Genomic DNA, 15,179 nt, shown 5'->3' on the forward strand with positions numbered 1-15,179 from the left:
TCGCGGCAGTGAGCTGATCAGAGTGAGTGGATCGAGGAGGAGCGCATGAGCCTTGTCTCGCGCGTGATGGAGAATCGCCGGTCGGTGGCGTCGGTCGGTGCGGTGACTCTTTTCGGTGCGGGGCTGGTCGCATTCGCTTTCCTGTACGAGGGTGAGGCGACGGCCGACGTCGAGCTGAACGACTCGGGCGTGTGGGTCACGCAGACGGCCACGGGCAAGCTGGGCCGCTTCAACTACGAGGCGAAGGCGCTCGACGGCACCCTGCTGGCGAACTCGACCAGCTTCGACGTCGAACAGGACGCCCAGCGCGTGCTGCTCGACAACGTGGGCGACTCCTCGGCGAGCCCGGTGAACCCGGCGCTGCTCGCGCTCGACGCGACGATGAAGTTCCCGGCGGGCGCGAAGGTCGCGGCGAGCAAGGCGACGACGGCCGTGTACGACCCGGAGTCCGGCCGCGCCTGGGTGCTGCCGTTCGACCAGGGCGGGTTCGACGAGAAGAAGACGAAGCCGACCGTGAAGGCGGGCCCCGGCGGTTCGCTCACGGTCGCGGAGGACGGCACGGTGTTCCTCGCGGTGCCGGCCGACGGCACGCTCTACACGGTCTCCACCGGCGCGCAGGGCGTCCCGGAGGAGGTCGAGGAGTCGGAGCTCCCCCTCGCACAGAACGCCGAGGTGCAGGTCTCCGCCGTCGGCGACAAGCCCGTCGTGCTGGACCAGTCGAGCTCGACGCTCGTGCTGCCGGGCGGCGACACGGTCAAGGTGGACGGCGCGCAGCCCATGCTGCAGCAGCCGTCGGCGGAGTCCGACGCGGTCGTGATCGCCACGGCCGACGGCCTCGTGTCGCAGCCGCTCCGCGGCGGCACCCCGACGAAGCGCACGGCGTCGGGCAACCCGTCGGCGCCCGTGCAGCTCGGTGAGTGCGTCTACGGCGCGTGGTCGAGCACCGGCCAGGTGATCCGCGACTGCCCGGACCAGGACAACGACGTCGACGAGGTGCTCGAGGGCGTCGACCCCGCCGCGACGCTCGTCTACCGCGTGAACCGGAACCTGATCGTCCTCAACGACGTGGCCGACGGCACGCTGTGGATGGCGGCCGACGACTTCCAGAAGGTCGACGACTGGGACCTCAAGATGCCCGAGGACGCGGAGGGCGAGAAGACCGAGTCGGAGGAGACCACTCCTGAGCAGGTCGACCAGCTCGTCGCCGACCGCAGCAAGCCGAACCGGGCCCCGAAGCCGAAGGACGACGTCATCGGCGTGCGGCCGGGCCGCACCACCGTGCTCAACGTGCTCGGCAACGACGTGGACCCCGACGGTGACGTCATGACGGCAACGGTCAAGGGCAAGGTCGACGGGCCGGCCGCGGTGAACCGTGTGCTCGACGGCGCGGCCCTCCAGGCCGACGTGCCCGCCGACGCCTCCGGGAAGACCACCTTCGAGTACGAGGTCGACGACGGCCGCGAGAACGGCAAGGCCACCGCGTCGGTGACGGTCGACGTCGTGCCGATGGAGAAGAACAACCCTCCGACGCAGTCCGGTCAGCCGGTGCTGCGGGTGGGGCAGGGCGGCCTCGGCACCATCAAGGTGCTGCCGTACTTCAAGGACCCGGACGGGGACGACCTGTTCCTGTCGAGCGCCTCGACGGCGGACCCGCTCGACGAGGTGCGCTTCCGTCCCGACGGCACGATCGAGTTCCGCGACGGCGGCACGACGATCGGGCGCAAGATCGTCGACGTCACGGTGTCCGACGCGCAGGGTGTGCCGGTCGAGGGCGTGCTGCAGATCGACGTCATCGCGAGCAACGTCCCGCCGATCGCGGTGCAGGACCACGTGACCGTGCTCGCGGGTGAGCCGATCACGGTCGAGCCCCTGAGGAACGACTACGACCCCAACGGGGACAAGCTCCGGCTGACGAGCGTCACCGAGGAGCAGAAGGCCGAGATCACGACCAACGCGACTGCGGGGACGTTCAAGTTCGTCAGCGACGAGCCCGGTTCCTACGACGTCACGTACCAGGTGACCGACGGCCCCGAGCCCGTGACCGGCCTCGTCCGGGTGGACGTCGTGACGCCGCCGGAGCAGGGGGGCGTGCCGATCGCGGTGTCGGACCAGGTGCTGCTGCCCACGGGCGGTACCGCGCTGGTGGACGTGCTGGCCAACGACACCGACCCCGCGGGCGGCGTGCTCGTGGTCCAGGGCGTCGAGGTGCCCGACGACTCGCCGGTCAAGGTCTCGGTGCTCAACCACCAGGTCCTCAAGGTGTCGGAGCTGAAGCGGCTCAGCGGGCCGGTCACCATCGACTACACGGTGGGCAACGGCAGCGGGACCGCGAGCGGGCAGGTGCGCGTGGTGCCGATCCCCGCGCCGGCAGCGCTGCGGCCGCCGGAGGCGGGCCCGGACACGGCGGTCGTGCACACCGGCGACGTGGTGACGATCCCGGTGCTGAGGAACGACACCCACCCGGACGGCCTGGAGCTCACGCTCAACGACGAGCTGCAGGAGGAGCCGCCGGCGAGCGCGGGCGAGGCGTTCGTGTCGCAGGACACGGTGCGCTTCCGCGCGGGCGACGAGGCCGGCACGGTGCACGCGGTCTACGAGGTGGTGGACAGCAACGGGCAGAAGGACTCGGCCCAGGTGACGATCAACGTCGTCGACGAGCAGTCGAACACCGCCCCGCAGCTGCCGGACGTGGAGGCGCGCGTGCTGGCCGAGGGTGTGGTGCGCATCCCGCTGCCGCTGGACGGCACCGACCCGGACGGTGACTACGTGACGCTGTCGTCGATCTCGGGCGCGCCGAGCAAGGGCACCGCCACGATCGTGGACGGCTTCATCGACTACAAGGCGTCCGCGGAGCCGGGCCTCGACACGTTCACCTACCAGGTGACCGACACGCGCGGCGCGCCGGCCGAGGGGCTGGTCCGCGTGGGCATCGCGCCCAAGCCGGCCACCAACCAGCCGCCGCAGGCCGAGGACGACCAGACGACGGTGCGCCCCGGCCGGACGGTCGCGGTCCAGGCGCTGGAGAACGACACCGACCCCGACGGTGACCAGATCGGCCTGTACGCCAAGGGGTTCGAGGGCACGGAGGAGAGCGGGATCGAGCCGAAGGCGGTCGAGGACGACGTCGTGCTCACCGCGCCGGACGACGAGGGCTCGTACTCCTTCTACTACGGGGTCCAGGACACGTTCCAGGCCCGCGCGAGCGGCGCGATCACGGTGAACGTGGACCGTGAGGCTCCGCTCCTGCGGCCCGTGGCGAGCGACGACGTGGTCACGGCGGACGACGTGCAGGGCGCGTCGAGCGTCACCGTGAACGTGCTCGCCAACGACGTCGACCCCGACGGCGTGGCCGCGGAGCTCGAGGTGTCCGTGGCCGAGGGCCTCGAGGGCGTCACGGTCACCGAGGAGAAGCAGCTCCGGATCGAGCTGGCGCCGTCGGCGCAGGTGATCACGTACACGGTCACGGACATGGACGGGCTGGAGGCCAAGGCGTTCGTGCGGGTGCCGGGCGACCAGTCGCGGCCGCACGTCAAGCCGGGCCTGGAGCCGCTCAAGGCGACCACGGGCGAGCCGCTGACCATCGACCTGGCGGGCTACGTGGTGGTGCGCGAGGACCGCGAGCCGCGCATCACCGAGGAGAAGACGGTCAAGGCCCTGGAGGGTCAGGTCTCGGTGACCGACCACGACACGGTGGTGTACACCTCGGCCGAGGACTACGCGGGGGCGGCGTCGGTGACCTTCGAGGTGACCGACGGCTCGGGCCCGGACGACCCCGAGGGTCTGACAGCGGTGCTGACGCTGCCCATCGACGTGACCCCGGCCAAGAACATGCCCCCGAAGGTGACCGGCACCCCGGTGCTCGAGGTCGCGGCGGGCGAGGAGGCCACGGTCGACCTGGCCCGGTACGTCAAGGACCCCGACAAGGACGACCTGACCTTCAAGGTGGCGGGCGGCGAGGGCATCACCGCGACCGCGTCCGGCAGCGCCGTGACGGCGCAGGCCGAGCCGTCGGTTCCGAAGGGCACGACCCAGAGCATCCCGTTCACGGTGGCCGACGGGTGGAACCCTGAGGTCGAGGCCCAGCTCACGGTGAGGGTGGTCGCCTCGACGCGGCCGCTGATCCAGACGTCGCCGGACGAGGTGCCGGACGCCCACCAGGGCAGGTCCGTGTCCGTGTCCGTGCTCGACAACGACACCAACCCGTTCCCGGGCAAGCCGCGGAAGATCACCAACGCGGTGACCGAGACGGGCGTCGCGGACAGCCTGTCGTTCACCGACTCCGAGGTGGTCGTCACGCCGGGTGCGGACTTCCACGGCGTCATGACGGTGCGCTACACCGTGCAGGACGCGACGGAGGACGCCGACCGTCAGGTCGACGGTGTGCTCAAGGTGACCGTGCTGGGCCGTCCGGAGGCGCCGCGTGCGCCGCGGGTCGAGGAGGTGCGCTCCGAGACCGTGGTGCTCAGCTGGGACCAGCCGAACAACAACGGCGCGGACATCACCGGCTACACCCTGCGCACCAACACGGGCCAGGAGCACGCGTGCGCCACGACCACGTGCACCTTCGACGGGCTCAAGAACAACGTGAAGTACACCTTCACCGTGGTCGCGACCAACGAGGTCGGTGACTCCGAGCCGTCGCCCGCCTCACGTGAGGCCCGCCCGGACGAGAAGCCGGACAAGCCCGAGCCGCCCACGCTGGAGTTCGGGGACAAGTCCCTCACGGTGAGCTGGACCAACCGCTCCTACACGGACCGGTCGCCGATCGAGTGCGTCAACCTGGAGATCAGCCCGGCACCGACCGACGGCGTCACCCAGAAGCAGTGCCAGACCGGCAGCTCGGTCACGTGGAACGGCCTCGAGAACGGCACGGCCTACACCGTGCGCGTCCAGGCGCGGAACAAGGCGCCGGACCCGTCGGACTGGAGCGAGCCGTCCGCGCCCGAGACGCCCGCGGCGCCCCCGGCGCAGCCCGGCCCGCCGACGGCGACGCGTGTCAACACCGCCGTGGGCGGCCAGATCACGGTGGAGTGGACCGCGCCGGCGAACAACGGTGACGCGGTCAAGGAGTACACGCTCACGGAGTACCGGGACGGCTCCAGGACCCGCACCCTCACGGAGACGGGGACCCGGAAGGTCATCCAGGACCTGAGCACCAACTCGACGTACACCTACACGGTCATGGCCACGAACAAGGCGGGCGACTCGCCCGTCAGCGGCCAGTCGAACGAGGTCGTGCCCTACGGCACGCCGGACGTCCCGGGCACGCCGCGCGCCCAGCTCGGCACGAACACCAGCGGCCGGGCCGCCGTGACCTGGAGCCGGGTCGGCGACGTCCGCGGCACCGGCGAGAGGTACGAGGTCAAGGCGAGCGGCATGGCGGAGCAGAACGCGGGCAACGTCACGGCGTACACCTACACCGGCCTGAAGAACGGCACTGCGTACACGTTCCAGGTCCGCGCGTGCAACGCGTACGTCTGCTCCGACTGGTCGGCCGCGTCCAACGCGGTGACCCCGTACGGCCCGCCGCCCAAGCCGTCGATCAGCGCGAGCGGCGGCGACCGGAAGGTCACCTTCACCTGGGACGCCCGGGCGACCAACGGCCGCTCGACCACCGTCTCCGTGACCGGTGCGATCCGCAGCTCCAACAAGAGCGGCACGCAGTCGGCCTCGGCCGGCTACAGCGAGGTCAAGGAAGCGTGTGTGACGGTCAGGGACTCCGAGGGGCAGACCGCCCAGAGCTGCGCCTCCGCCCGGTCGGACGCCAGGCCCGACCCCCGGGCCTGGGTCACCAAGGGCCCCAAGGTGAGCAACGGTGACTGCTCGCACTCCTCGTGCTCGTACTTCGTGGTCAACTGGCAGGACTTCCCGACCGGTAACCACCAGGTGGAGTGCATGTCGGGCACCAACCCGGACGAGTCCGGCTGGCACAACATCCTGACGCCCGACCGGTCCTACACGATCAACTTCGGTTCCTCGAGCGGCAGCCGCCAGATGACGTGCTTCTACGGCTACCCGAACACCGAGGTGGCCGTCCGGATCGACGGCAAGCGGTACGAGGCGCGTACCTGGTAGAACCCTCCGTGGCCGGCCGCCGAGCGCACGGCGGCCGGCCACGCCATGATCGACACGACTTTTTCACCCGTGACCACAGCGACGAGCAGTCCGACGAGCAGTAGGGAAATGACGAGATGAGCACGATGACCCCCGAGCAGGCCGCCTGGTTCGCCCAGACCTTTGACCGGCTCGTCGGAAACGTCGGCCAGGCGGTCCTGGGCAAGGCTCCGGTGGTGCGACTTGCGCTGACCTGCATGCTCGCCGAGGGCCACCTGCTGCTGGAGGACGCGCCGGGCACGGGCAAGACGATGCTCGCGCGGTCCATCGCCGCCTCGGTCCAGGGGTCGCACAACCGCATCCAGTTCACGCCGGACCTCCTGCCGTCCGACGTCACGGGTGTGACGATCTACGACCAGAACGCGGGCAAGTTCGACTTCCACCCCGGCCCGATCTTCGCCTCGATCGTGCTGGCCGACGAGATCAACCGCGCCTCGCCCAAGACCCAGTCGGCCCTGCTGGAGGTCATGGAGGAGGGGCGTGTCACCGTCGACGGCGTCGCGCACACGACGGGCCGTCCGTTCATGGTGCTGGCCACCCAGAACCCGATCGAGCAGGCCGGCACGTACCGCCTGCCCGAGGCCCAGCTCGACCGCTTCCTCATGAAGACGTCGGTGGGCTACCCGGACCACGCCTCGACCGTCGAGATCCTGTCGGGTGCCGCGGTCAAGGACCGCAGCAAGGCTCTGCAGCCGATCATCACCACCAAGGCGGTCACCGAGATGGCCGACCTGGCCACGACGGTGCACACCGACCAGGCCGTGCTCGAGTACGTGAGCCGGCTCGGCGAGGAGACCCGCAACGCGCCCGAGGTCCGGATCGGTGTCTCCGTGCGCGGCGCGCTCGCGCTGGTGCGCTGCGCCAAGGTCTGGGCCGCGGCGCACGGCCGCAACTACGTGCTGCCCGACGACGTCAAGGAGCTGGCCCAGCCGGTCTGGGGCCACCGCTTCGTGCTCGACCCCGAGGCCGAGTTCGCCGGTGCGCGGTCCGACGTCATCCTCGCCCGCATCCTCAACGACGTCGCGGCGCCGCAGGAGCGTGCCTCGGCATGACGGCGACCGGCGTCCCGGGCACCGGCTACGGGAAGAGACAGGAGAAGCCGACCGGCATCGGCGGGGTGGTCGCGGCCGGCCGCGCGCAGCTGCTGCGCGGCCGCCGCGGCTGGGTGACCCTGACCGCCGCCGCCCGTTCTCGGGCGGCGGCGGTCGGTCGTGTGCTCCACCCGGTGCGCAGCACGTTCAGCACGTTCGGCGTCGCCGTCACGCTGACGGCGGTCGCCGCGTGGATCGCGGGACTGACGCTCGGCTGGCTGGAGGTGCTGGTCGCCGCGATCGTCCTCACCGTGACGCTCGTGTGCGCCATCGTGTTCGTGCTCGGCCGGTTCAAGTACGAGGTCGTGCTCGACCTGGCGCAGGCGCGCGTGACCGTGGGTGACCGTGCTGTCGGCCGTCTCGACGTGCGCAACGCGTCGAGCCGTCCGCTGCTGCCGTCCGTCATGGAGCTGCCCGTCGGCAGCGGTACCGCGGCGTTCCCGGTGCCGCGCCTGCCCGGCGGCGGCTCGCACGAGGAGATCTTCACGATCCCGACCCGGCGGCGCAGCGTCATCACGGTCGGCCCGGTCAAGTCCGTGCGCGCCGACCCGCTGGGCCTGCTGCGCCGCGAGATGACCTGGACCGGGGAGCAGGAGGTCTTCGTGCACCCGCGCGTGAAGAACCTGACCGGCTCGTCGACCGGCTTCCTCAAGGACCTCGAGGGCCGGGTCACCAACGACATCACGAACTCGGACGTGAACTTCCACGCCCTGCGTGACTACGTGCCCGGCGACGACCGCAGGCACATCCACTGGAAGACGACGGCGCGCACGGGCCAGCTCATGGTGCGCCAGTTCGAGGAGACGCGCCGCTCCCACCTCGCCGTGCTGCTGTCGACCCGTGCGGAGGACTACGCGCACGAGGACGAGTTCGAGCTCGCGGTGAGCGTCTGCGGCTCGCTGGGCCTGCAGGCCATCAAGGAGGACCGTGGCGTCACGGTGCTCGTCAACGAGGCCACGCTGCGCGGCGACCACCGCACGCGCCTCATGGACGACCTGTCGCGGATCGAGCTCGAGTCGCGCAGGTCGAAGCTCGTGGACCTCGCCCGTGCCGCCTCCACGGCGGCCGCCGACTTCTCGGTGATCGCGTTCGTCATCGGCAGCCGCGTGACGCCCACCGAGCTGCGCTCGGCCTCGGCCCGCCTCCCGGCGGGGGTGCAGGTCATGGCCATCCAGTGCGTCCCGGGTGCCGCCCTCGGCCGGCACGCGATCGCCGAGCTGGGTGTGCTGACCCTCGGCCGACTGAGCGACCTGCCCCTTGCGCTGAAGAAGATGAGCGACGGATGAGCGACGAGAACACCCGCGGGAACGTCCCGCTCGGGGCGGCCGGGTCCGGTGCGGGCCGGCCGTCGTCCCGCACCCGCGGCACCCGCACCGGCTGGCGCACGGGGACCGGCCGCGGCACGACGCGCCGCCGCGAGGCGGAGCAGCCGCGGGCGCTGACGCGCCTCGCCCTGATCGACGTCGCGGCGCTCGTGCTGATGTTCGCGGCCGTGGCGGTCGGCTTCGGCCCCGTGTGGGGCTCGTACGGCTGGGTGCTGCCCGCGGCGGGCGGCGCCGTCGTCGGGCTGGCGGTGGCCTGGGTGGGCGCGTGGCGTCGGTTCCCCGCCGTCACGGTGACCGCGCTGGCCGTGGTGGCCTACCTGCTGTTCGGCGGTGCGCTCGCGCTGCCGCACACGTCGATCGCGGGCGTCGTGCCCACCCTGGACACGCTGCGCGAGCTCCTGCTCGGCGCCGTGGAGGGCTGGAAGCGGTTCGTCACGACCGTCCCGCCCATGCGGTCGTTCCCCGACCTGTCGGTGGTGCCGTTCCTGCTCATGCTGCTCGTCGCCCTGCTGTCCGGCACCATCGCGTGGCGCGTCCGGCACGCCGTGTGGGCCGTCGTGCCCGTCGTGGCGGGCTTCGTCGGCGTGATCCTGCTGGGCACGGTCGACGCGGCGATGCCGGTGGTGCAGGGTCTCGTCATCGCGATCGTCGCCCTGCTGTGGGGTGCCGTGCGCGTCATGGAGGCGCGTGTCGGCACGCACTCCATCAGCACCGAGTCGAGCCGCGAGGCCACGCGCCGCCTGCGCTGGTACCGCGTGCGCACGGGCGCGACGATCCTCACGGTGGCCGCCGTCGCGGCCGGCTTCACCGCACCGCTGCTCATGTCCGACCAGCCGCGCACGGTGCTGCGCGAGACGATCGTGCCGCCCCTGGACATCCATCAGTACACGAGCCCGCTCGTGGCGTTCCGGCACTACGCGAAGGACGTCCGCGAGGAGGAGCTGTTCACGGTCAGCGAGCTGCCGGAGAACGGCCGCATCCGGCTCGCGACCCTCGACCGCTACGACGGCGTCGTGTACGACGCGTCGGGCGACGGCGGCGACACCGGCTTCTACACGCGGGTCGGCGAGGAGATCGCGACCGCGCAGGAGGGCACGCCCGTCCCGGTCCAGGTGACGGTCACCGGGTACAGCGGTGTCTGGGTCCCGGAGGTCGGCAGCCTGACCGGGCTCCGCTGGCAAGGCCCGACGGCCGAGGCGCAGACCGACGGCGCGTACTACAACTCGACCACGCACACCGCCATCACGACCGCGGGCGTGCGGCCGGGTGACACGTACACGATGCAGGCGCTCGTGACGCCGGAGCCGGACGAGGACGCGCTCAGGAAGGGCACGATCCTCGACGCGGACCTGCCCGAGACCGACCCGAGCGCGATGCCCCCCGGCCTCGCGGCCAAGACGGCCCAGTTCACCGGCGAGGAGACCGACCCGGCGACCAAGCTCTTCCTCATCCGGGACGCGCTGCAGGACTTCGGTGTCCTGTCGAGCGGTCTCGACGGTCAGACACCCTCCCGCCCCGGCCACTCGGCCGAGCGCATCGACACGCTCGTCGAGGAGGAGAAGATGGTCGGCGACGACGAGCAGTTCGCCGTCGCGTTCGCTCTGATGGCCCGCCAGGCGGGCATCCCCGCCCGCGTCGTCATGGGGTTCTACCCGGGCGAGAAGAGCGAGTACACCGAGGGCGAGCCCTGGACCGTGCTCGGCAGCGACGTGCACGCGTGGATCGAGGTGCCGTACAAGGAGTACGGCTGGGTGCCGATCGACGCCGTCCCGGACGAGAAGCCGCAGATCCAGCCCGAGCCCAAGAGCCAGACCGTGCCGAAGCCGCCGGTGCTGCAGGACCCGGAGCCGCCGGAGGAGCCGGACAAGGCGAAGGCGGGCAGCGTGGAGGACGACGAGAAGGACGAGGCCGACAACGACCTCTTCGACTGGGGCCTGATCGGTCTCATCCTCATGGCCGTCGGCATCCCGCTGCTGCTGATCCTCGGCCCGATCGTGGCGATCCTGGCGTACAAGGCCCGGCGCAGGGCGCGACGACGCAGCGCGGAGCAGCTCGCCGACCGGATCAGCGGCGGCTGGCACGAGGTGGTCGACGTCGTGACCGACCTCGGCACCACCGTGCCGCGCGGGGCGACCCGGCGGGAGAGTGCCGGTGTGATCGCGGGGGCGCACGAGGTGCCGTCCACGCTCACGCTCGCCCACCGCGCCGACGCGACGGTGTTCGGCCAGGGCGATCCGACGCCGGCCGAGGTCGACGCATTCTGGACAGAGGTGGACGAGCTGGTCGGGGGGCTACGCTCCACCGTGAGCACGCGACGGAGAGTGCGGGCGGCGTTGTCGCTCCGCTCCGTCTGGGCACGGATCGGTGGACGCCCCGGGGCGTTCGCGGCACTCGGGAAGCTCGGGACCCGGCGGACGAAGGAGAGTCGATGACGGACGTGGTCTGCGCTGGATGCGGTTCGACGCAGGACGGGAGCTCGCCGTACTGCGGCGTCTGCGGTCGACAGTTCCCGCGCCCCCAGACCGGTGAGATAGGCACGACGGTTCCCGAGTCCCTCTCGCACACCCGTGTCGGGGTCGGCATGGTCCAGCCGGCGTCCGTCACGTACGCCGGGACGGGGCGGCGGTTCCTCGCCGCGCTCGTCGACGGCGCCGCGATCGGGGTGGTCGCCTGGATCGTCCTCATGATCGGGCTGATCAGCGCGGGCGGCACGGGCGCGCTGCTCATGTCGCCCGAGGCGGTCTCCTCCGCGCTGCTCGTGCCGCAGCTCGTCGCCGGGCTGCTCTCCCTGGGCTACTGGCTGGGCATCTCGGCGTGGGAGGGCAGCACCGGCAAGACGCTGGGCAACCTCGTCTGCAAGATCCGTACGGTCGACGCGGTGGCGCACGACCCCATCGGCTTCGGCCGCGCGTTCCTGCGCTGGCTGACCGTGGGCCTCGGGTCGCTGGTCTGCCTGGTCGGCCAGATCCTCGTGCTCGTCTCCCCGGCGTTCGACGGCGGTGGCAAGCGTCAGGGCTGGCACGACAAGCTGGGCCGCGCCGTCGTGCTCATGGCCTCCGACGTGCCGACGGCCCCGGCCGGGCAGGCCGCTGCACCCGCCCCCGCCACGGCCTCGTCCACCGGTACGGGCGCGGCCAAGGCGCCGGCGGGCACCGCGCAGGTGTGGACCGGGGCGGGCCAGTCGCCGCAGCCCGCGCCGCAGCCCGCGCAGGCCGAGCCGACCCGGCAGCAGGACCCGTGGGCGTTCCCCGAGGCGCCCGGCGCGGCGGGCAGTGGCGTGATCACCGGCATCCCCGGGCAGTCGTCGACGTCGTCGCCTGCGGAGGCGCTGCCCCCGCAGGAGGAGCCCGTCACGATCCGCAGGCCCCACCCGGGCTCGGGCGGGACGCCTCACCCCGGCCGGCCGGCGCAGCCGCCCGTGCAGCCGCCGGTCCGTCCGACGCCGCCGGTGGCTCCTGCCGCACCGGTGCAGCCGCCCGTCCAGTCGCCCGTCCAGTCGCCCGTGAGCGCGCCGCAGCCGCCGGTCCAGCCGCCGGTGCGCCCGGCGCCCCCGGTGCAGCCGCCTGTGCAGCCGCCGGCCCCCGCGCCTGCGCACGAGCAGCGGGACTCGGCGCCGATCGACATGACGCGCATGGCCAGCGGCCGTTCGATGGCGCCGCCGCCGGTGTCCGCCGTCGTGCTGGAGGTCGAGAGCGGTGAGCGCTACACCGTGGACACGAAGGCGCTGGTGGGCCGCAACCCGCAGGCACCCGACGGGTCCGGGTGGATCCTCATCAAGGTCGAGGACCCGACCCGTTCGGTGTCCAAGACCCATGCGGAGCTCGGTGTCGACACGGCAGGGCTGTGGCTGACCGACCGCGGCTCCACGAACGGGACGGTGGTCTCGGCACCCGGCCTGCCGCCGCGCGTCGCCGAGCCGGGCGTGCGCGTCCGGGTCCCCGTCGGGTCGACGATCCACGTGGGCGACCGCCGCGTCGTCGTGCACCCCCAGCAGGCGGGCGCATGAACGAGGACTCGCTGACCCTGGCCTGGGGGGCCGCCTCCGACCGAGGGCTGCGCCGCCAGCTCAACGAGGACGGGTACTTCGCGGGCGGCGGAGCGTTCTTCGTGGCCGACGGGATGGGCGGCCACGCGGCGGGCGAGGTCGCGAGCGCGACCGCGCTCGACGCGCTGCGCCCGCTCGCGGAGATCGAGCGCGTGGAGCCGCACCACGTCGAGGCGCTGCTGGAGGCCGCCCAGGAACGGGTCCGGGCCATCGAGACGTCGGGCGGCGGCAGGGGGGCGGGCACGACGCTCACGGGCGCGGTGGTCGCGTACATCGACGACGCGCCGTACTGGCTCTTCGTCAATGTGGGCGACTCGCGGACCTACCTGCTCTCGAGCGGCGTGCTGGACCAGGTGAGCGTCGACCACTCCGAGGTCCAGGAGATGGTCGACGCCGGTACGCTGACGGCCGAGGAGGCGCGCAACCACCCGCGCCGGCACGTCATCACGCGGGCGCTGGGCGGCCGGGACGAGGCGAAGGCCGACTTCCGGTACATCCCCATCGGGGCGCACGACCGCATCCTGGTCTGCTCGGACGGGCTGACGGGTGAGCTCACCGACGAGGAGATCACCCAGATCCTGCTCGACCTGCCCGACCCGCAGATGGCGGCAGGGCGCCTGGTCGAGGCCGCGATCGCGGCGGGCGGCAGGGACAACATCACGGTGATCGTGGTCGACGCGACCGGGGTGGCGCACGAGACGGCGGGGTCGCGGACCCTGCCGCGCGGCGGGTTCGCGGACGAGGACACGATCCCCCGGGACTGATGTCGGTGAGGGTCGGTACGGTCTGACCCGGAAGCCTGGCACGGGGGTGTGGCAGGGGCGGGACACGAGCAAGGAAGCAACAGGGAGGCGACCATGAGCACCTCGGACGCTGGACAGCGCACGGGAATCCGGTACACGACGGGGAAGGCGCGCGTCGTCGTGCGCGGGGACGCCGTGGTGGTGCTGCCCGGTGACGAGGGGGGCGCCGACGGGCTCGGCCGGGCGCACGGCCTCTGGTCCGCCCTCGCGGAGCCGGGCTCGGGTGTCGCCGAGGTGCTGGGCACGCTGACGTCGTCCGCCGTGGGTGGCCTCGCGGGCGTGCCGCCGTTCGCCGTGGTGGTGCTGACGCGCACGGCGTCGGGCGGGCCTGCGACAGCGCACGTCGTGGCCCGCGGTGACGGACTGACCGTGACGATCGAGACGGCGTCGGGCACCCAGACCGTCTCCGGCGCCGGTGTCATCTCGTGGACCGAGCGCGTGGTCGAGGGGGTCACGGCGGTCGAGATCGCGACGGGCGTCTCCGGCTTCGGCAGCTTCGCGGACGGCCTCCCGGTCGAGTCCGGCGTCGTGCTGGCCGGGGTCGTGCGCCACCAGGTGGTCGAGCCGGCGGGTGACGCCGGCGGCCTGTCGGCGGCGGGCCCGTCCGTGGCGGCCGCGCCCGCGGCGAGCGAACCCGTCCCGCCGATGCCCACCCCGGTGCCCGCTCCGGAGCCCACCCCGGTCCCCGAGGCCGCGTCGGAGCCCTCGGAGCCGTTGTCGGAGCCCGCGAGCGAGGCCGTCGCCGAGCCCTCCGCGGACGCCTCGCCGGAGACCGCCGCGCCGCTCGGCACCGTGACGATGATGCCTGCCCCGGAGGAGACGATCGCCCCGGAGGACGAGGGCGCCGAGCCCGCCCCGGCGGAGCCCGAGGCGTCCTCGGGCGGCGAGGACAGCGCCGACGAGGACGACTACCTCCACCTGTGGGGCGCCACGGTCGCGCACGGCGTCGAGGCGGCGGCGGTCCGCCCCGAGAGCCCCGAGGAGGGCGAGGAGGAGCACGCCCCTGCTCCCGCCGCCACACCGCCGGCCGCGCCGCCGCCCCCGCCGGAGCCACCCGCACCGGCCCTCGCGACGCCGGGCCAGGACGCGGGCCAGGACGCGGGCCTGATCTCGGGCGTGCCGATCGCCGGGGTGCCGGGCTGGTCGGGCGCGACCCCGGCCGCCGCGCACCGTGCGGCGTCGGTGGCGGAGGAGGACGACGACCACGACGGCCACACGGTGATGTCGTCGGCGATCGCGGACCTGAAGAAGGCGGCCGCGTCGCCCTCCGCGCCGCGGTTCTCGACGCCCGCCAACCCGAACGCGCCACAGATCCTCGCGGTGACGTGCGAGAACGGGCACGCCAACCCGACGTCCCGCGAGACCTGCCGCGAGTGCGGCAGCGCGCTGTCGGCCGAGGCGGCCCTGGCGCCCCGCCCGTCGCTGGGCCGCATGGTCGTGACCTCGGGCGCCGCGACGGGCGGTGCCCCCGGGGTGCGCGGCGGCCAGGTGATCGAGCTGGACCGCCCCGTGATCGTGGGCCGCCGGCCGCGCACCAACAACACGTCGGCCGACCAGATGCCGCGCCTCGTGACGGTCTCGAGCCCGCAGCAGGACATCTCGCGCTCGCACACCGAGATCTCGCTCGAGGACTGGCACGTGCTGGTGACGGACCTGGCCACGACGAACGGCACCACCCTGCTGCGGCCGGGCCAGCCCCCGCGGCGCCTGCACCCCAACGAGAAGGAGCTCGTGTCCGACGGCGACGTCGTGGACCTGGGCGACGGCGTGACCCTCACGTTCGAGGGCATCTGGTGAGGGC

7 protein-coding genes are annotated in these 15,179 nt (G+C 72.6%); all 7 read left to right on the forward strand.

Annotation, left to right across the window (positions count from 1 at the left end):
* Nucleotides 1–45: 45 nt before the first annotated feature.
* The 7 genes from HLB15_RS03485 (at nt 46) to HLB15_RS03515 (ending at nt 15,175) form a co-directional block, all read left to right on the forward strand.
* Nucleotides 46–6,075 carry an Ig-like domain-containing protein gene (locus HLB15_RS03485; RefSeq protein ID WP_212759458.1) on the forward strand — a complete coding sequence of 2,010 codons (6,030 nt, stop codon included), beginning with the start codon at nt 46–48 and terminating at the stop codon, nt 6,073–6,075.
* A gap of 116 nt (nt 6,076–6,191) precedes the next feature.
* Nucleotides 6,192–7,166 (forward strand): AAA family ATPase, encoded by a 975-nt coding sequence (locus HLB15_RS03490; RefSeq protein ID WP_171103716.1) that lies wholly within the window; start codon nt 6,192–6,194, stop codon nt 7,164–7,166.
* Complete coding sequence (locus HLB15_RS03495) at nt 7,163–8,491, forward strand: DUF58 domain-containing protein (protein WP_171103718.1); 1,329 nt, start codon at nt 7,163–7,165, stop codon at nt 8,489–8,491. Before HLB15_RS03490 ends, HLB15_RS03495 begins: the two co-directional genes overlap by 4 nt.
* Nucleotides 8,488–10,962 carry a transglutaminase TgpA family protein gene (locus HLB15_RS03500; protein WP_171103720.1) on the forward strand — a complete coding sequence of 825 codons (2,475 nt, stop codon included), beginning with the start codon at nt 8,488–8,490 and terminating at the stop codon, nt 10,960–10,962. The genes HLB15_RS03495 and HLB15_RS03500 overlap by 4 nt, the downstream gene beginning before the upstream one ends.
* A 149-nt stretch (nt 10,963–11,111) precedes the next feature.
* Nucleotides 11,112–12,536 carry an RDD family protein gene (locus HLB15_RS03505; protein ID WP_171103722.1) on the forward strand — a complete coding sequence of 475 codons (1,425 nt, stop codon included), beginning with the start codon at nt 11,112–11,114 and terminating at the stop codon, nt 12,534–12,536.
* Entirely contained in the window at nt 12,533–13,339 is an 807-nt protein-coding gene (locus tag HLB15_RS03510) for a PP2C family protein-serine/threonine phosphatase (RefSeq protein ID WP_171103724.1), read from the forward strand. Before HLB15_RS03505 ends, HLB15_RS03510 begins: the two co-directional genes overlap by 4 nt.
* 93 nt (nt 13,340–13,432) lie before the next feature.
* Nucleotides 13,433–15,175, forward strand: a complete 1,743-nt coding sequence (locus tag HLB15_RS03515) for an FHA domain-containing protein (RefSeq protein ID WP_171103726.1) — start codon at nt 13,433–13,435, stop codon at nt 15,173–15,175.
* Nucleotides 15,176–15,179 lie beyond the last annotated feature (4 nt).

This window comes from Promicromonospora citrea (genome assembly GCF_013004695.1).
Lineage (GTDB): Bacteria > Actinomycetota > Actinomycetes > Actinomycetales > Cellulomonadaceae > Promicromonospora > Promicromonospora citrea.